This is a genomic window from Calothrix sp. CBUCES-K 9914, from assembly GCF_059640475.1.
This window is the reverse complement of the sequence record NZ_JBXXZH010000025.1, coordinates 16290-33759: the sequence shown is the minus strand read 5'-3', so window position 1 is coordinate 33759 and position 17470 is coordinate 16290. Positions and strand designations below refer to the sequence as shown.

Below are 17470 nucleotides of genomic sequence, written 5' to 3'. Positions count from 1 at the left end.
AACCAAAATTGCGAAATTAAGTGAGTGGGCGCCGATTTGATGAAATATATCTCTCGACTATGTTACTTTTTTTATAGAAGCGGTGCATTTTTTTCATCAAGTGGGCGACCAATTGATGGGTGTCATCGCTCTTCATAAAGGCTAAAATTTACTTTGTGTCTATCATCCCTTAAGATTAGGTGCAAGGTACGTCATATATACGAACAATCTGTGAAGAGTGTTAAGTTTATTAAAGAGTCTTATCACTCAATAAGGCAAGCAAAACAAGCAAACCTCTATAAGCTAACATCCCATACAGTTCTGTTTGGGGTACTTATCAACCGCGTATCGATTCTTAGGAACTAGAGATTGTATGGCTAACGTTTACGACTGGTTTGAGGAGCGCTTGGAGATTCAAGCAATTGCTGAAGACGTAACCAGCAAGTATGTACCTCCTCACGTCAATATTTTTTACTGTCTGGGTGGTATCACCTTGACATGTTTCCTCATTCAGTTTGCGACTGGGTTCGCGATGACTTTCTACTATAGACCAACCGTTACCGAAGCTTATGCTTCCGTACAACACATCATGAATGATGTAAGCTTCGGTTGGTTAATTCGCTCCATTCACCGCTGGTCTGCCAGCATGATGGTGCTGATGATGATTCTCCATACGTTCCGAGTTTACCTAACTGGTGGCTTTAAAAAGCCTCGCGAATTAACTTGGGTAAGTGGTGTTATTTTAGCGGTAATCACTGTTTCTTTTGGTGTAACTGGTTACTCGCTGCCTTGGGACCAAGTAGGTTACTGGGCTGTAAAAATCGTTAGCGGTGTACCTGAAGCTATCCCTGTAGTTGGTGTTTTAATCGCTGACTTACTTCGTGGTGGCGCCAGCGTCGGACAAGCAACATTGACTCGTTACTACAGCGCGCATACCTTCGTATTACCCTGGTTAATTGCCGTATTCATGCTGTTTCACTTCTTGATGATTCGCAAGCAAGGCATTTCTGGTCCGCTGTAATTGTTAGTATTTTCTAAATTTAAGCAGGAGAAGAGCTAAAAAATGGGAACCCAAAAGAAACCTGACTTGAGCGACCCTCAACTAAGAGCCAAACTGGCGAAAGGCATGGGTCATAACTACTACGGTGAACCCGCATGGCCTAATGACCTACTATATATTTTCCCAGTAGTAATCATGGGTTCGTTCGCTTGTATCGTAGCACTCTCAGTTCTTGACCCAGCAATGACTGGCGAACCAGCAAATCCTTTTGCCACACCTTTGGAAATTTTACCAGAGTGGTACTTGTACCCTGTATTCCAAATTTTACGCACAGTTCCTAATAAACTTATCGGCGTATTTTTGATGGCTTCTGTACCTCTGGGACTTATCCTCGTTCCTTTCATCGAAAACGTCAACAAATTCCAAAACCCATTCCGTCGTCCAGTTGCTACCGCAGTATTCTTGTTTGGTACTTTGGTAACAATATGGCTCGGTATTGGCGCCACCTTCCCAATTGACAAGTCTTTGACCTTGGGATTGTTCTAAGCCAGTAACCATGTAATGGTTCTAATGGTTTGAGTAATCCTCTGACGCCTGTAAGTTTCAACGAAGGAAGTGGTATTATTGTGCCACGCTTGTTGAAACTTTAACGGGCGTCAAATTTTCACTATTAGAATTTATGCTTGGAAAGTTTGACGTTAGTTTTAATGATTTAGTATAAAATTTTGACATCGTAACAGTAAGCTAATTATAAAATAACTTATCCCCCTAAGTGTTTAAGTCAAGGTCAATGCTAGGCATGGTGCAGCAAGACCATCTGACGGTGCAGAGCGAACTAAAGCTTCTAAACCAAGTGCAACAATGGTTTGAACAATTCTGTCTAAAGTACCTGTTGCCAGGAGGCTGGTCTGAAAGCCAACTTTACCGTCTTAATCTTGCGTTGGCAGAAGGTTTTACCAACGCCGTTCGTCATGCTCACCACGCTTTACCACCAGAGACAACTATTGATATTGACGTTTCATTATTTTTTGACAGACTCGAAATTAGAATATGGGACCGTGGCAAACCTTTTAACCCCGATGCGATTAGAGAACCAGAACCTGGTACTCTCCAAGTTGGAGGATACGGTTGGTTTTTACTCAGACGCTTGGCTGACCGCGTTGTTTATGAGCGCACACTAGACAGCCGAAATTGCCTGCTCATCGTTAAGTACGCTTTTCAAAGTCAGTAACGTTTTTGTCCACATCTTTAGAAGCTGGGTTATTATGTTGTGTATAAAATTTAATCTTTAATTACGTAAACGCCGCATGTCTAATTGCGGTTTTTTTTTGTTATGATTTGAAAAATTATATGTAATTTAATTAAAAAGTATACGTAATTTAAATGTTTATCAGGGGAAATACTTAAATAAAAGATGTGTGCTATCTATCAGAAAAACAAATCCCTTATATACAAACGCTTAGAACCAAATGCTAAGAACAGGTTATAGAAAAGTAAACGATTTAGCTACTGAAACCGAAGCAGTCAGTCACGTATTCGTGTTTTTGGAAATTTTTGCCCGTGAAGGTGGTATTCAGTCTTACGTTAAAGACGTATTTCGATCTTACCTAACACTTGGAAAAGTTCACAGTGCGTCCGTATTTTTGTTGCGGGATGCTCCTAATAGTAACAATGAGTTTGAATCTCCAAATTTACAGTTTCATTACTTCAAAACTAATTTTCCTCAACTTGGAAGAATAAAAATAGCTTTCTCATTGTTTATATATTTACTATTACATCGACCAAAGCACGTTTTTTGTGGACATGTTAATCTTGCGACTTTAGTCGGGACATTATGTCAATTTTTTGACATTCCATACACTGTCATGACACATGGTAAAGAGGTTTGGGAACCTTTACCAAAACTTATAGTCAGAAACTTACAAAAAGCTAGCTCGATTTGGACGGTTAGCCATTATACTCGTGACCAAATTGTTAACGGCGCCAATCAACTAGACGCTTCAAAAATTAAAATACTACCTTGTGCAGTAAACGTTGATTATTTTACGCCGGGAGCAAAATCAGCGGCATTGTTAGAACGTTATGGTTTGTATGAAGCTAAGGTTTTGATGACTGTGGCAAGATTATGGTCGGGTGATGCGTATAAAGGAGTAGATATAACAATTCAAGCTTTACCTCAAATTGCGCGCTCATTTCCTTCTGTAAAATATTTGGTGATTGGTCGAGGTGACGACCAACCAAGATTAGCTCAGTTAGCAGCAGATTGTGGTGTTAGCGACCGTGTTGTTTTTGCCGGTTTTGTCCCAAATGAAGAACTAGTAGAGCATTATCGCTTGGCTGATGCCTATGTAATGCCATCACAAGAAGGATTTGGGATTGTTTACTTAGAAGCTCTTGCTTGTGGAGTACCAGTTTTAGCAGGTGATGCCGATGGTTCTGCTGACCCGTTAATGAATGGTAAACTTGGGTGGCGAGTTCCACATCGTAACATTGAGGCAGTTGCTAGTTCGTGTATTGAAATACTGACAGGCGATGATCGACGATGTGATGGTCAGTGGTTGCGCTCGACTGTTGTATCGCACTTTGGTTTTGATGCTTTTAGCGCGCGATTGAAAAAACAGTTTTGATGCTCAGTTTCAAAATCGCTATCCTAGGAAGGAGAGCAAAAGAAAATTTGGAAAAAATTTGGAAGAAATTTTAAAAATGAGCTTTAAGTCTTCCCAGTATCAATTATCCAGTCTTCGTCCAGTACTTACCCTTGTGGCAATCGCTTGGTTACTAGGGTCACTAGGTTTGGGGTGGTTAGTAAATTCAGTCTTAATTATCGTCGGACTGTTACTCGTGGCGCCAATAATTGCTTTCTTTGGGTTCCAGTGGTGGCTAAAACGAAGCCTAATAGCAGATAAATGCCCAGTATGTCAATTTGAATTTACGGGATTAAATAATACGCAGTTACAATGTCCAAACTGCGGAGAAGCTTTATCTGTAGAAAGCGGACATTTTCACCGGATTACACCATCTGGCACTATCGACGTAACCGCCGTTGAAGTACCAACAACGAAATTACTCGAAGAATAGCTGATATTTGCCTGATATCTAGTATATAAGTATTTTTAATGATTAAGAATTGCCAGAATATAGCCAATTGTCAAGAACGTTATTTCTTCTGTTGCGAAATCGAAAGCGTATAGTTATACTGTGCCTGAGATAATTCGCCTACATACAGCGAGTAACTTCCAGCTTGCCAAAAGCCTGTAATTTCTGGCTTCTTACCAGAGTAATTATCGGCTAATACGCAAAATCGACCACCTGGTCCATCAATTAGCAACGTTGGTTGTCCAGAACCTTCAACTGTTAACCGTAAGTACGGTAATGGTTCTGTTACCTGTATAACCTGGTTTGGCGTGGGTGCAATATTACCGCAGTTGTCTTTATTTGGACCTCCCGATTTACCTGTTAAGGTTAGTGGGTCGGGTTTAAAATTAGGGCTTATTTTTACTTGCTGCGCCATTGCTTCTGTTGCACTGGCTATAGATAAACTTATAGCCAAAGCTGACAGAACAAGTCTAAATAGTAAATTAATTTTCATTTTAATAATTTCGCCGACGGTGCGAAGGCGATATTTTTAGTTATAAAGCTAATATCATCGACGAAGTGCAACTATTTTTAGTTCCAATCGTCCCTCGTAAACATTAGTTATATGTTGAGAAATATTAAGTTCTAACTTGAGAGAGTGTTAACTATTAAGCAGCGTTTCATTTTTAGAGGCGCCCGAAACCGAAGTTAAAATTTCAGAACAAAGGAAATCCGCATGACAACCCCAATTGTGAGGAGAGGGACGAAACAACCAAAGCCAACAAATTCCAGCCCAAAGCCCAATTCAATGTCATTGACTCATCGGCGCGCTTTCGCTTGGATAGCAGAAGTTGGTTTGATAGTGGTAAGTGGAATAGTGCCATATGCAATAGGAGCTTTTGCGAATGGGAGGAGTGAATTTAGTAGAGTACCACTCAACCCTGTAGTTTCCACTTTGGAGCGCGAAATATCACGTCCTTTAGCATTGCCAGTAAATTACGCTAATCGCAATGTTTCATTACCAACAAATATATTGTGGACAATTGCTGCTATTGCACCTCTAACACTATCGTGTTGGCAGTTATATTTGCTGGGAAAAACAGGTAGTACAATTCCCAAACGTAGGTTCGGAGTACGTGTTGTTTCAGAACTTGGAACATCACCGGGTATACCAGCAGTTTTAGTCCGCTCGGTAGTTGGACGGTGGGGTGTGCCAATGTCAGTTGCTTATATATTATGGCGTTATAGCCCTGCGTTTCCAAATTTAGTAATTCTTACAGGTTTAGCAGCACTTGCCCTAATTGGCGAAGCAACAAAATTTACACCCCTTCGTAATCGTCGCGCGTTCCACGACCAAATTGCAGGTACTTATACAATCGACGCGAATAAATCCTTTGTTTCACCTAGAGCGAATCAACCTTCAAGGGAACAGTGGAATGAATCTGATGAAGAGGCAGCAATTGCTTCAGTAGTAATGTCTCCTGATATCCGACAGTCTGGATTATGGCGCCGGATGCAGCAAAACCCCAGCATAACCCTTTTTTGCATCGCGCTTTTGAGTATGACTGCTGTACTCGGAACATTAGTAGGTACTCAAATATATATTCAGGGACAGGAAAATAACAGAACTACAGAGGAAAATAATCGCAAACAGTTTACAGAATTAGAGAAGCGTTTAAAAGCCAGTTCTAATGCATCAGTCGAAGAGCGACAAAGTACTATTCGGGCGATAGGTACTTTAAATTACTCGCAATCAACGCAGTTTCTCGTAGATTTGTTGGGAGAAGAAACGAATCCAGTTCTGCTCAATTCGATTCAGCAAGCTTTAGTTAATGTTGGTTCTGACGCAATTCCTGACCTGAAGCGCAAAAACCAATTGCTTGCAAGTGAACTTGATTTAGCAGGTAGTTCTGCTAGCGAGCAAACTGTACGGCAGCAAAAGTTGCAAGTCAACCAGCAAGCAATTAACAAAATTTTAGGCGCCTATGGGGGTCAATTACTCAATGTTGATTTGAGTCGTTCTCGGTTATCGCAAACAGTTTCTAGTCCAACTGCTTTCTTCAATTTGGTACTTGACAAAGTTGATTTGTGGGGCATCAACTTTAAAGGCGCCAATCTCAACCAAGCTAGTTTTAAAGGTAGTCGTTTTCGGGGTCCAGGTGCGGATGGTCGCTGGGATACTTATGATGATTGGGTTGCTGATTTGCGACAAACATCAATGAAGCAAGCAAACTTTAGTGAAGCTAACCTAAGTCGAGTGTTACTAAACAAAAGTGACTTAAGTGGCGCCACTCTCAACAAAGCTAATTTATCAGGAGCGCGGTTGTTGAGTGCAAACCTTAGTAGCGCTCAACTAGTAGGTGCTGATTTACGTGGTGCAATCCTTGAAAATGCCAGTCTTACAGGTGCTGATATTGGTGAAGCAAAATTAAACGAAGCTGAAATGCTTGGCGCCCAATTAGGCAGGTCAATTGCAATTGGCGCCCAGTTATCTTATGCAAACCTCACTAAAACCAACTGGCAAGCAGCAGATTTATCAGGTGCTTATTTAGACCATGCTAACCTCAGCAATGCGAATTTAAGCGCAACTCGGTTAACAAATGTGATATTACGCTCCGCGAACTTAGAAAATGCCAGCTTACGGAATGCCGATTTGAGTTTAGCAGATTTACAAGGTGCTAACGTTGCAGGCGCCGATTTCCAAGGAGCTATTTTATCAGGTAGTGGTACTGACCCATCCGAACAATTTGTGCAAAAGCCCCAAATTGGAGTTCAGTCAGCACTAATAAAAGGTGTTGATTTTACCTCTGCAAAAAACTTAGATCCCAAGCAATTAGCTTACATTTGCACTCAAGGCGGCATTCATCCACGATGCCCGTAGTGTATAAATAAGGAAAGGGGAAAGGAAAAAGGTAATAAAAATAACCCTTAACCCTTTTCCCTAATTCAAAATTATGTGGGGAGAAGGGCAATGAGGCATTTTGAGTACTTGAAAGGGCTTTTATTCGCTGGTTCTATACTAGGATTGACACAGTTGGCACAGCCAGCAGAAGCACAAGTAGCGTATGGAAGTTATGTTGGTGTCGGGCCTGCTGTTGGTCTTTCTGATGGGGTGCAAGTTGGAGGTGTTCTTGCTGCACGCTACAAGCTTTTGGAAACACCTATTTCGTTCCGCGCGCAAGCTTTGATAGGTCAAAGTACTGCTGTTGTTCCCACAGTATCTTATGATATTCCTTTAAACTGGCAAACTGACGCTTATATTGGCGCTGGTTTAGTACTTGCTGGTGGCAATGATCCTTCTCCTGTTGGTAATAAAATTAGCTTTGCTTTACAACCTGGAGTTGATTATATGGTTCCTAACAGTAACACCGTAATTTTCGGTAATGCGATTATTGCATTTGATGCTTATCGTGATGGTGGTGGTACTGCTCTCTCATTACAAGGTGGTGTTGGTTTACGATTTTAATTAATAATTTAATACGGGTTATAATATTACACCTGTTGTTGTAGAGACGTTACATGTAACGTCTCTACATTAATGTTTCTACACATACACGATTGTGTTTTGAATTATGGTTGTACTAATTAATCATTATTTTTTGATAGCTGGGAGTGTGGAAGAATGGGCGACAGTTTTTACATATTTGGGTTTAACTATATTTGTGATCAGCGCCATATTTGTAGCTGGCAAGAAATAAGATTATAGCCGTTTATGAATAAGATAAATTATCTTGTTAAAGTAGTACTACTACAGATAGAGCCGAATTAGGCTGAAATCCCTTAAAATACCGTAATTATAGGCGGTAAGCATTACTTATGACAGAGGTCAAGCCAGTTAGTCCCAATAACCTCTCCTCTTTTGAAGGTGAAATGGTGACACTAGTGCAAAATATGGATTGGTCTACAACAGCGCTAGGTTCTAAGGAAAACTGGTCACAGAGTTTGCAAACTGCTGTAAATATTTGTTTGTATTCGCGGTTCCCAATGGTGATTTGGTGGGGACGAGAACTTGTTTTAATTTACAATGACGCTTGGCGCCCAATTCTTGGTCCCATCAAACACCCAAAAGCATTGGGACGACCAGGATATGAAATGTGGCAAGAAAATTGGGATATTATTGGAGCGCAGCTTAATAGTGTATTAAATACAGGACAAGCTACGTGGTCGGATGACTTGTACTTGCCAATCAATAGATATGGTTATATAGAAGAAGCTTATTTTACCTACTCTTATAGTCCAATTATGATTGAGACGGGAGAAGTAGGAGGTGTATTTACTGCTGTAACAGAGACTACAGAGCGTGTAATTGGTGAGCGGCATTTACGGACATTGCGTGAACTTTCAGCAAACACATCCAAAGCAAAGAGTGTTGAAGAAGCTTGCAACTTGACTATTAGTACGTTGTCTAATAATCCTCACGATGTGAGTTTTGCTTTATTATATTTAGTAAAAGCAAATAAAGCGCGTTTGGTAGGTAAAGTTGGCATTGACACAGCAACAAACTCGTGTCCACAAGAAGTAAACTTAACACAAGAGAACGATGTTTGGAATTTAGCCCAGGTTTTTCACACAGGACAAACAATAGTTATCTCGGAACTGGCGCCACTCTTTGATACGCTGCCAAATAGTATTTGGGGTATACCGTCAGAGTCTTGTGCTGTAATGCCAATAGTTCAATCAGGGCAACAGCAGCTAGCTGGATTTTTAGTAATGGGGATTAGTCCTCAACGTGGTTATGATGATGTTTACCAAAGATTTTTTGAATTAGTTGCTGGTAATGTTGCAACTGCAATTGCCAATGCAGACGCATACGAAGCAGAACGTCGTCGCGCAGAAGCTTTAGCAGAACTTGACAAAGCCAAAACAACTTTCTTTAGTAACGTTAGCCATGAATTACGAACTCCGTTAACGTTAATACTATCTCCATTAGAAGATACTTTACTAGAAGATACCTTACTTACACCGCAACAGCGTCAAACACTAGAGTTAGTTCACCGTAACGGTCTACGCTTGCTCAAACTCGTTAATACCCTGCTTGATTTTTCGCGCATCGAAGCTGGACGTATACAAGCTGTTTATGAACCGACAGATTTAGCAGCGCTAACAGCGGAACTAGCAAGTGTATTTCGTTCTGCTATCGAAAAAGCAGGATTACGATTAATAGTAAGTTGTCCACAAAGCCAAACGGCGTATGTAGACCGTCAAATGTGGGAAAAAATTGTCCTTAACTTGATTTCTAATGCTTTCAAATTTACTTTTACAGGAGAAATAGAAGTCGCGTTGCATTTGGTGGATGATTATTTTGAGCTAAAAGTGCGTGATACTGGTATTGGTATACAATCGACAGAGTTAGCCCATTTATTTGAACGATTTTATCGGGTAGAAGGAGCTAAAGGACGTTCACTAGAAGGTTCTGGAATTGGACTATCACTGGTGCAAGAGTTAGTAAAACTGCACGGTGGACATATACATGTAGAAAGTGTTGTAGATGTAGGTACTAGTTTTACCGTTTTAATCAAGAGAGGATGTGACCATCTTCCTAGCGACCGTATTACCGCAACTCGCAGTCAAACCTCAACAGCTATAGGCGCCGCATCGTATGTTGAAGAAGCATTACGTTGGTTACCTCAACAAGTAGAAAGTGCTGAGTTAAAAGTGCTGAGTAATCAATCAGAATTTGGTAGAGACGTAATTAATGAAATTTGTACAGACGTGATTAATCACATCTCTACACTCAGAACTCAGCACTCAGCACTCAGCACTGATTATCCTCGTATTCTTCTGGCAGACGATAATTCAGATATGCGTGATTATGTCAAGCGTCTGCTGAGTGAAAATTTTGAAGTTGAGGCAGTAGGAGATGGAATTACGGCTTTAGCTGCTGTTAAAAATCAACTTCCAGACTTGGTATTAACAGATGTAATGATGCCGGGACTTGATGGTTTTGGATTATTGCAAGAACTGCGTGCAAATCCTGATACTAAAGATATTCCCATAATTATGTTGAGTGCGCGTGCGGGTGAGGAGTCGCGCGTTGAAGGGATTGTAGCAGGAGCGGATGATTATTTAATTAAACCTTTTTCGGCTCGTGAACTTTTGGCACGGGTAACAGCAACATTAAATTTAGCAAGGTTACGCAAACAATCATTAGAACGTGAGCAAGTGTTACGTCAGGAAGTTGAGACAATTAATAAACGTTTAATTCAACTTCTAGAAAGTATGACTGATGCATACGTTGCATTGGATAAAGATTGGCGAATTATTTATCAAAATGCAGCAGCAGAGAGAATTAATGGTAAACCTAGAAGGGAAGTTCTTGGTAAAACTCATTGGGAGGAATGGCCTGCTTCGATTGGTAGTAATGTAGAGTATCAATATCGTCGGGCAATGGAACAACAAGTTCCAGTTCATTTTGAACATCGTTATTATCAAAAGCCTGTTTATGATTTGTGGTTTGAAATTCATGCTTATCCAATGTCTGATGGACTTAACATTTTCTACCGAGATATTACAGAGCGTAAGAACGCGGAAAAAGCATTACTTGAAGGAAAAGAACGTTTAGAATTTGCGCTTGATGTTGCTTGTTTAGGAGAATGGAATTTAGACCTTGTTAACAACACAGCAGAGCGTTCGTTGCGTCACGACCAAATATTTGGTTATGAGTCGTTGCTGCCAGAATGGACTTATAAAATATTTCTAGAACATGTACTGCCCGAAGACCGTGCGTCTGTTGATATCAAATACAAAACCGCGCTTTCATCGGGTGATTTTTGGGACTTTGAGTGTCGAATTCGTCGTTTAGATGGAGCTATTCGTTGGATTTGGGCAAGGGGAAAGATTTGGCGCGATGCTACTACAAAAAAACCTTTACGAGTGATAGGTACAGTAGGGGATATAACCGAACGTAAAGAAGCAGAAGCTGAACTTGAACGCTTATTACAACAAGAGCAAGCCGCGCGCGAATCAGCAGAAACAGCGAACCGAATCAAAGATGAATTTCTAGCAGTATTATCGCACGAATTACGCTCTCCCCTCAATCCTATACTTGGTTGGGCAAAATTATTACAAACTCGTACATTTGACGAAACAGCTTTAAAAAATGCGCTTTCAACAATTGAGCGCAACGCTAAGTTACAAGCACAACTTATCGAAGACTTACTTGATGTTTCACGGATTTTACGAGGTAAAATTAGCCTGAATATGGTTAGTGTTAGCTTAATACCTACTATTGAGGCAGCACTTGAAACCGTGCATTTAGCAGCAGAAGCGAAAAATATCCAAATTCAAACTCAGTTTAACTCAATTGGACAGGTGCTAGGTGATGCTGGGCGTTTACAACAAATTATTTGGAACCTTTTATCAAATGCCGTTAAATTCACACCCCCTACTGGACATATTAAAATTTGTTTGGAATGTGTAAATAAACAAGCTCAAATTTCAGTGAGCGATAATGGTAAAGGTATTAGCGCGGACTTTTTACCTTATGTATTTGAACACTTCCGTCAAGAAGATAGTGCTACAACCCGAAAATTTGGTGGTTTAGGTTTGGGTTTAGCAATTGTTCGATATTTAGTTGAATTGCATGGTGGAACAGTTAAAGCTGAAAGTCCAGGTTATGGACTTGGCGCCACTTTTACAGTTAGACTACCCTTGATACAAGAGTTGGCGCAAACCCAAGAAGCAAATACAAACTCACTAGATGCGTCTTTAGATACTCTACCTCTTAATAATATAAATATACTAATTGTGGATGACGATGTAGACAATCTCGAATTTTTCAGGTTTATCTTAGAAGAGTCTGGAGCTAGAGTTACAACAGTGGCATCAGGTGGCGAAGCTTTACAAGTATTATTAAAATTTCAGCCTAGTCTTATACTAAGCGATATTGGCATGGCAGAAATGGATGGGTACATGTTTATACAACAAGTACGGACTTGGGAAAAACAGGAAAATATACAGCAAGTACCAGCAATTGCATTAACAGCTTATGCGGGTGAAACAAATAAGCAGCAAGCGTTAGCAGCAGGTTTTCAACATCACATTGCCAAACCTGTAGACCCAGAGGAATTACTCGAAGCTGTTTGTAAATTACTGGCAACGGATGATAAACATAGTAGGGTGCGTGAAGGCTATTAAAATTTGAAAATGAAGCGCAGTACTGGTAGCCTTCACGCACCTTACTTTTATTTGTAACCAATAATTTATCGATTAGATTTGTGTTCTATTGATTAAGCAAACAGGTAGTACGATTTTTGGTGATTATTCAACCTGGCGCCACTGGTACTACTGGTTAAGCAAACAGTTCCATCATTCAAACTAATAGTTGCAATACATTTCACCTCTTAGAAAACGACGACTACTTGGTTGCGGGTGGTCAGATTCCCGACAACTTTTACGAAGTCGGGAATCTTAAACACCTATGATGTCCGACTGCTAGGTATATCCTAGTTGCTTGCGTAATTCTAGGGAAACAAGCTTTAATGGTACGTCGTCACATTGGTGAGTAATTACCCAGACATTTATCAGGTATTACATCATACCCTTTATTTAGTGGCAATCTCGCATCTCCCTAGATGCTGTTGTTTAAACTACGGGGGTTTCAATGAAAACGTGCTGTAGCTTGTATCAATAATTATGAATAATTTGTATAAGATACTTTTATTAAACTCTATGTTTGTATTAATTTATACATGTATTTTTGGATGCTCGACAAATTCCAACTCCACTGATTCTAACTTTACTAAGAATCCACAATTGCTCAAACCTGTGAGAGTTGAACCACATGGTGGCTTTTTTGCTTGTAAGGTATATTCCAAAGATTCCAAAGATAAAGATACTGCTTCAAATTCTTATTATTACTTCCCAGCTAATACAGAATCCAAGCTCGTAGACCAAGACTACGCTCAGATTATCAAGTCAAATAACGATAAAAAAGCAATTGACTACTTTTCTTTAGATCAAAATAAAAACTACGAAAAAATCGCAGTCAAAGCATGTGAAGGTTTGCCTACGTCTTTAGAGCAACACCGTACCGAGCTTATTTATCTGAAAGATAATCAAGAGTATCAAGTTACGGGTTGGATGATTAAGAAATCTGATGGTGCGTGGAGTTTTATCAATCCCCTTCAGCAATAAGAAACCGGGTTTCCTAAAAAACCCGATTTCTTTTAAACAAGATTCGCAAAACAGGCGCCCCAATTTGTATCTAAACTTATGTATTGCTTAACCAAGCAATCATTCCGTGTCCCGTTAATACTTCTACTGCTACCAACAAGATAAAACCAATCATCGCCATACGACCGTTCATTTTTTCCGCATACTTGGTAAAGTCAAACTCTGGAGTTTCATCGACATCGACTTTTGGCTCAATTGCACGACTATTAAGCCGCGCGCGCTCGTTCATACTGAAACCTTTTCCTGTCATTTGACCCTCCTTTCACGTTTGTAAATATTTGTTAAGCTTTGTAAACAATTATTGCAATAGTTTGACAAAACTAGGAAGTGTTGTAACCCGTATAAAAATGTAGAAGAAACCCATAAACAGAGAAATATAGTAGAGACGTGTAAACCTGAGGTTTTCCCGTAGGGATTAATCACAATCTCTACTCAGCACTCAGCACTCAGCACTCAGCACTCAGCACTCAGCACTCAGCACTCAGCACTAAATTACGCGGTCATAGAATGTTCAAACTCATTAAGTTGTGCGGCAGCAGTTTCATCGGTGATACCGTATATTTGGGAAAGCTGACCTGTGGAAAGAAGTACATCATGCACTTCTTTGTTTGAGATTTCATGAAGTTCGCGTTCTTGAACTAACGCAATAGCTGCGGCAATACCGACACCTTGCCCAACTCCACAGTTAAACTCAACTACTCGACCTGCGGAGCAAGCGTAACCTTCAAATCCTGAACAGGAACTGACTACAGCTAAGTTAGGAATGTATTTTAGTAATGCGTGTTGAATGCCGATGTTGAATAATGGAGGTGATAGGAAAGCGAGATTCCCAAAACCTCTATTTATCGCGCGTTCACCAAAACCATCGATACCACCACGTACATCAAAGTGATAGCCAAAAGTGCCTACAGCTTCGTTCGTTGGAACACCACCCGCTAGCATTTCGGCGCCTGTAAGTGGTTGAATAACATCAGTGATATTACCTACGTGACTAATATATAATTCTTTGGCAGGTTTGACTTCACTGGCGCCAAGCAACTGAAACCATCTAGTAATAAACAAAATTTCATCGAGCATTTTTCGTGTTGGTTGTGCTTTTGCGCGCGCTCTGATTTCAGCTTCGTCAGCAGTGACAGCAAATAACAAAGCATTCCATGACATTCTTACTCGTGACAGCAAGGCAACATTACCGTTGTCAAAAATTCCGGGACTAGCGTTGATGTCAAGCTTCGTACCGCGAAACGCATGATAGGCAATTGATAAAGCTTTACTGCGAATATCTATATAATCTTTACCTACAGCCATCGTTTTGAGATAGCCTTTTTTATCAACAAGGTCTGCTCTCAACTGGGAAGCGTAGTTGACATCTCCTCCCGCAGCAAGATTTATCAAATCCTGTGCTTCTTTGTCTTGAGGATTTGTAAAACGTTGCAGGTATTGATATTCAATGTTTTGCAGTCGCTCAACGCTCAAACCTTGGGTTTCAAACACCAGGGACACAGCAAGTTCAGAATCTGGTAAACCAATAGTTTCAAATCCTTTGAATTTTCTTACATCCGCAGCTTGAGCTAATTCTGCATTTACAGTGCTGTCGATAAAATGCTTGGCAAAGTAAGTTTCATCCCTCGTCAATTTAATTCCAAGTATCTTTTGTCCCTGTTTAACAACCGATTTAATTTCAACACTGCTTAAAATATCAGTATGTATCTCGCGCAGCATCTCGCGCAATACCCAGTCTGTTTTACTTGGGTCGAGTGCTACTTGCTCTACCCCCGCGCGACCTAAAAGTTCTTTATAAATAGCAGCAGGGTCACCAAATATATCTAGCTTCCGCTCTTGTCGAATTGTATTGGGAACCGAAGAACGTTCTAGATATGCTAAACCAGAGCGAACTAGATGTCCACCAATCCCTAATTTTGAATTACCTTTAGACAGCAAAAGCGAGCGTGGATAGCTATTAGTCCGACGATAATATTCTCGTGCAGCACAGACAAGCGTTAATATCCCTGGAACTTCATCACCAAAACAAATAATGTCGTAATTCCGATTCCCTGACGGCGCAGATGCCTCTACTCCATACATACGTCATTCCCCTATTATACTTATACCCTCTGTACATAATTAACAACGTGTTATGTATCTTTCAGGCAAAAATGGGTATCCTTATAGGGTGATTTTTTACGGCTAATTTTAATTTGTACTTAGAAAATATTTCCTTGACGTATTAACCATTACTTTAGGTATAAATGCTGTGTCCTCTGCACTGTATTGCTCGGCGCCTAAATATCTCTATAGCATTGTAAAAAACTAGTGTAAATTATTACTGAGAATAGTAAAATTATTAATTTATATTTTCACAAATCTTAACTAAATATTTAGATTGTGGAACTAAGTATGTACATTGTGGAACGGGCATCCTTGCCCGTTTGATAGATTTATACCACAATAACATGAGATGCAGATAGCCCCGAAGTTAAACAGGCTTTAAAAGCTTATCAAGAACGGGCGCCGATTTATTGTACAGGTGATTTAATTAAGGAAAACGGCACCTTCATTTTAAAAAATCCTCGAAATTTTACCTTGGATAAGCTGTGAAATATTATATTAACTTTACAACTGTTGACTTCGATAGCGAAGCCAACCTACTCTTCAATTGCTTTGATTCTTCCAGATTTTACTGCTGCTACTAGTGCTTGATGGTCAGATTCGGTTTGGTCGGCATAAGCAACAGCAAAGTTTGCAAGAGCTATATCAAAAACGTCACTTTTACCGAGATAGCCTGTTATGATTTTACTATTGCCTGAGCGCGCGTGAGCAAGTGCTAGTGCCCACCCGCATAAATTAGCGTAACCAATTAATTCCAAAGCAGATAAATCTTCAATATCAACACCAATTTTCATATCCCGTAGCTGTCGAACGTAAAAATCATGACCAGATTCGCTACGTGTCCAACCAAGAAACATATCGCTTGCTGCTTGCATTATACGTTGACCTGTAACGACACGTTCACCCTGATTTTTATAAATGCTTTGCTGTGCATATGGTTCTAATACAGAAGGACGAGCTTCTTTCATTTGTAAAAATAATGGTTCGTTATCTTCGGTCATTAAAAGAGCGATAACGCAGCGTGTACCAACACTTCCAACTCCTACAACTTTTATGGCAATATCAATTAATTGGTAGCGGTCAAATAGAACATGTAAATCGTCGCGCAAGGAGGAACGGTATTGCTGAAAAACCGATTGAATTTCCTGTTCTAATAAATCATGTGGCGCCAAGTGGTACATTAGTGGTGGGTTATCAACGATGCGCCATTGATGATTAACCATTTCGGTAAACTTGGGCAATGCTCCCGTGGAAGTGCGCGTAAATGCTTTTTGTACATATTTCTCAACTCGTTGTTTATGCTTCGGATGTTGAGCAAATTCCTTTAGTATATCGGCATCAATACGTGAATACCACACCTCTAAGGCGCCCATAGTCGCATATTTATCCGTATGTTCTCGGTATGAACGACCTACAGTGCGTGCTGCTTCCAAACAGTGGATTGCAGAAACATTAATATGACGACCAGCGACTACAAAGCTTGTTGCTAAACGTTTAATATCCCACTCCCAGGTGCCTGGTAAAGTTTCGTCAAAGTCATTTAAATCAAAAACCAAATTGCGTTCGGGTGTTGCGTATCCACCAAAGTTAAGCAGGTGACAATCTCCGCATGTTTGTACATTTATACCAGTAGTCGGAGTTGTTGCCAAATCTGTCGCCATGACAACTGCGGCGCCTCTAAGGAAAGTAAACGGAGACTTAAGCATCCGTCCATACCGAATGGGTATTAAATTTTCTAATCGCCCTTCGTTAGATTTTTCTAACAAAGTTATTGGGTCGGGACGATTTTTTGCTGGCGCCGTGAAAGCTGGGGTTGCATGAGATGAGCGAGGAACAGATGCACGTAATGCTTTACCTACCGCGCGTTGATCTGTGGATGATTGGTTTGAGGACATTTGTACGCTCGTAGAATGAGAATAGTTACTTTTTTATTTTTACGGGCTTTTACAATCTTTATAAAAGATTCGGGGGAAGTACGAGTAGCTATGGCTTGTTTCCATAGCTAGCATTATAAGTAACAAAGTTTAAAATAAGGTATAAAAGATGGTATTTACCAAGTTGTTAAGAATAGCTTTAGCTTTGCTCATTATTAATATTTGCTCGTCTTTTTCATACTCAGCACCTGCAGAAGCAAAA

At 40.2% G+C, this 17470-nt stretch carries 13 protein-coding genes; 9 read left to right on the top strand and 4 right to left on the bottom strand.

The annotated features are described in order from the left end of the window. The first annotated feature begins 352 nt into the window (after nucleotides 1–352). The 5 genes from petB to AC2JBO_RS08125 all read left to right on the top strand — a co-directional run bounded on the left by petB (nucleotide 353) and on the right by AC2JBO_RS08125 (nucleotide 4057). The gene (gene petB / locus AC2JBO_RS08145) at nucleotides 353–1000 is read left to right on the top strand and encodes a cytochrome b6 (protein ID WP_496953129.1); all 648 of its coding nucleotides are present in this window, start codon (nucleotides 353–355) and stop codon (nucleotides 998–1000) included. A gap of 42 nt (nucleotides 1001–1042) precedes the next feature. Further along, entirely contained in the window at nucleotides 1043–1525 is a 483-nt protein-coding gene (petD, locus tag AC2JBO_RS08140; protein ID WP_496953128.1) for a cytochrome b6-f complex subunit IV, read from the top strand. Nucleotides 1526–1769: 244 nt separating this feature from the next. Continuing rightward, nucleotides 1770–2210: an ATP-binding protein gene (locus AC2JBO_RS08135; protein ID WP_496953127.1), complete on the top strand. Its 441-nt coding sequence runs from the start codon at nucleotides 1770–1772 to the stop codon at nucleotides 2208–2210. 238 nt (nucleotides 2211–2448) lie between these two features. Further along, nucleotides 2449–3606: a glycosyltransferase gene (locus AC2JBO_RS08130; protein ID WP_496953126.1), complete on the top strand. Its 1158-nt coding sequence runs from the start codon at nucleotides 2449–2451 to the stop codon at nucleotides 3604–3606. Between the two features lie 76 nt (nucleotides 3607–3682). Next, the gene (locus AC2JBO_RS08125) at nucleotides 3683–4057 is read left to right on the top strand and encodes a hypothetical protein (protein WP_496953125.1); all 375 of its coding nucleotides are present in this window, start codon (nucleotides 3683–3685) and stop codon (nucleotides 4055–4057) included. Nucleotides 4058–4136: 79 nt separating this feature from the next. On the opposite strand, the gene AC2JBO_RS08120 is transcribed toward AC2JBO_RS08125, so the two are convergent. Then, nucleotides 4137–4568, bottom strand: a complete 432-nt coding sequence (locus AC2JBO_RS08120) for a hypothetical protein (RefSeq protein WP_496953124.1) — start codon at nucleotides 4566–4568, stop codon at nucleotides 4137–4139. A gap of 222 nt (nucleotides 4569–4790) precedes the next feature. On the opposite strand from AC2JBO_RS08120, the gene AC2JBO_RS08115 reads away from it, so the two are divergent. The 4 genes from AC2JBO_RS08115 (at nucleotide 4791) to AC2JBO_RS08100 (ending at nucleotide 13189) form a co-directional block, all read left to right on the top strand. Next, a complete protein-coding gene (locus tag AC2JBO_RS08115; protein ID WP_496953123.1) occupies nucleotides 4791–6935 on the top strand; it encodes a pentapeptide repeat-containing protein in 2145 nt (714 codons plus the stop codon). A gap of 90 nt (nucleotides 6936–7025) precedes the next feature. Then, nucleotides 7026–7520, top strand: coding sequence for a porin family protein (locus AC2JBO_RS08110; protein WP_496953122.1), 495 nt, complete (start codon nucleotides 7026–7028; stop codon nucleotides 7518–7520). A gap of 350 nt (nucleotides 7521–7870) precedes the next feature. Beyond that, on the top strand, nucleotides 7871–12190 hold the full coding sequence (locus AC2JBO_RS08105) for an ATP-binding protein (RefSeq protein WP_496953121.1): 4320 nt from the start codon (nucleotides 7871–7873) through the stop codon (nucleotides 12188–12190). A gap of 534 nt (nucleotides 12191–12724) precedes the next feature. Continuing rightward, nucleotides 12725–13189 carry a hypothetical protein gene (locus tag AC2JBO_RS08100; protein WP_496953120.1) on the top strand — a complete coding sequence of 155 codons (465 nt, stop codon included), beginning with the start codon at nucleotides 12725–12727 and terminating at the stop codon, nucleotides 13187–13189. 76 nt (nucleotides 13190–13265) lie between these two features. On the opposite strand, the gene AC2JBO_RS08095 is transcribed toward AC2JBO_RS08100, so the two are convergent. From AC2JBO_RS08095 to AC2JBO_RS08085, 3 genes are all read right to left on the bottom strand, one after another. Continuing rightward, on the bottom strand, nucleotides 13266–13478 hold the full coding sequence (locus AC2JBO_RS08095; protein WP_496953119.1) for a CAB/ELIP/HLIP family chlorophyll-binding protein: 213 nt from the start codon (nucleotides 13476–13478) through the stop codon (nucleotides 13266–13268). Nucleotides 13479–13720: 242 nt separating this feature from the next. Beyond that, nucleotides 13721–15310: an FAD-dependent oxidoreductase gene (locus AC2JBO_RS08090; protein ID WP_496953118.1), complete on the bottom strand. Its 1590-nt coding sequence runs from the start codon at nucleotides 15308–15310 to the stop codon at nucleotides 13721–13723. Between the two features lie 560 nt (nucleotides 15311–15870). Next, entirely contained in the window at nucleotides 15871–17229 is a 1359-nt protein-coding gene (locus AC2JBO_RS08085; RefSeq protein WP_496953117.1) for a DUF2252 domain-containing protein, read from the bottom strand. Nucleotides 17230–17470 lie beyond the last annotated feature (241 nt).

Excerpts from the sequence above, each read along its gene's own strand:
- AC2JBO_RS08135 (WP_496953127.1), top strand. The coding sequence starts at position 1,770 with ATGCTAGGCATGGTGCAGCAAGACCATCTGACGGTGCAGAGCGAACTA.
- AC2JBO_RS08130 (WP_496953126.1), top strand. The coding sequence starts at position 2,449 with ATGCTAAGAACAGGTTATAGAAAAGTAAACGATTTAGCTACTGAAACC.
- AC2JBO_RS08125 (WP_496953125.1), top strand. The coding sequence starts at position 3,683 with ATGAGCTTTAAGTCTTCCCAGTATCAATTATCCAGTCTTCGTCCAGTA.
- petD (WP_496953128.1), top strand. The coding sequence starts at position 1,043 with ATGGGAACCCAAAAGAAACCTGACTTGAGCGACCCTCAACTAAGAGCC.
- petB (WP_496953129.1), top strand. The coding sequence starts at position 353 with ATGGCTAACGTTTACGACTGGTTTGAGGAGCGCTTGGAGATTCAAGCA.
- AC2JBO_RS08115 (WP_496953123.1), top strand. The coding sequence starts at position 4,791 with ATGACAACCCCAATTGTGAGGAGAGGGACGAAACAACCAAAGCCAACA.
- AC2JBO_RS08085 (WP_496953117.1), bottom strand. The coding sequence starts at position 17,229 with ATGTCCTCAAACCAATCATCCACAGATCAACGCGCGGTAGGTAAAGCA.
- AC2JBO_RS08100 (WP_496953120.1), top strand. The coding sequence starts at position 12,725 with ATGTTTGTATTAATTTATACATGTATTTTTGGATGCTCGACAAATTCC.
- AC2JBO_RS08105 (WP_496953121.1), top strand. The coding sequence starts at position 7,871 with ATGACAGAGGTCAAGCCAGTTAGTCCCAATAACCTCTCCTCTTTTGAA.
- AC2JBO_RS08090 (WP_496953118.1), bottom strand. The coding sequence starts at position 15,310 with ATGTATGGAGTAGAGGCATCTGCGCCGTCAGGGAATCGGAATTACGAC.
- AC2JBO_RS08120 (WP_496953124.1), bottom strand. The coding sequence starts at position 4,568 with ATGAAAATTAATTTACTATTTAGACTTGTTCTGTCAGCTTTGGCTATA.
- AC2JBO_RS08110 (WP_496953122.1), top strand. The coding sequence starts at position 7,026 with ATGAGGCATTTTGAGTACTTGAAAGGGCTTTTATTCGCTGGTTCTATA.
- AC2JBO_RS08095 (WP_496953119.1), bottom strand. The coding sequence starts at position 13,478 with ATGACAGGAAAAGGTTTCAGTATGAACGAGCGCGCGCGGCTTAATAGT.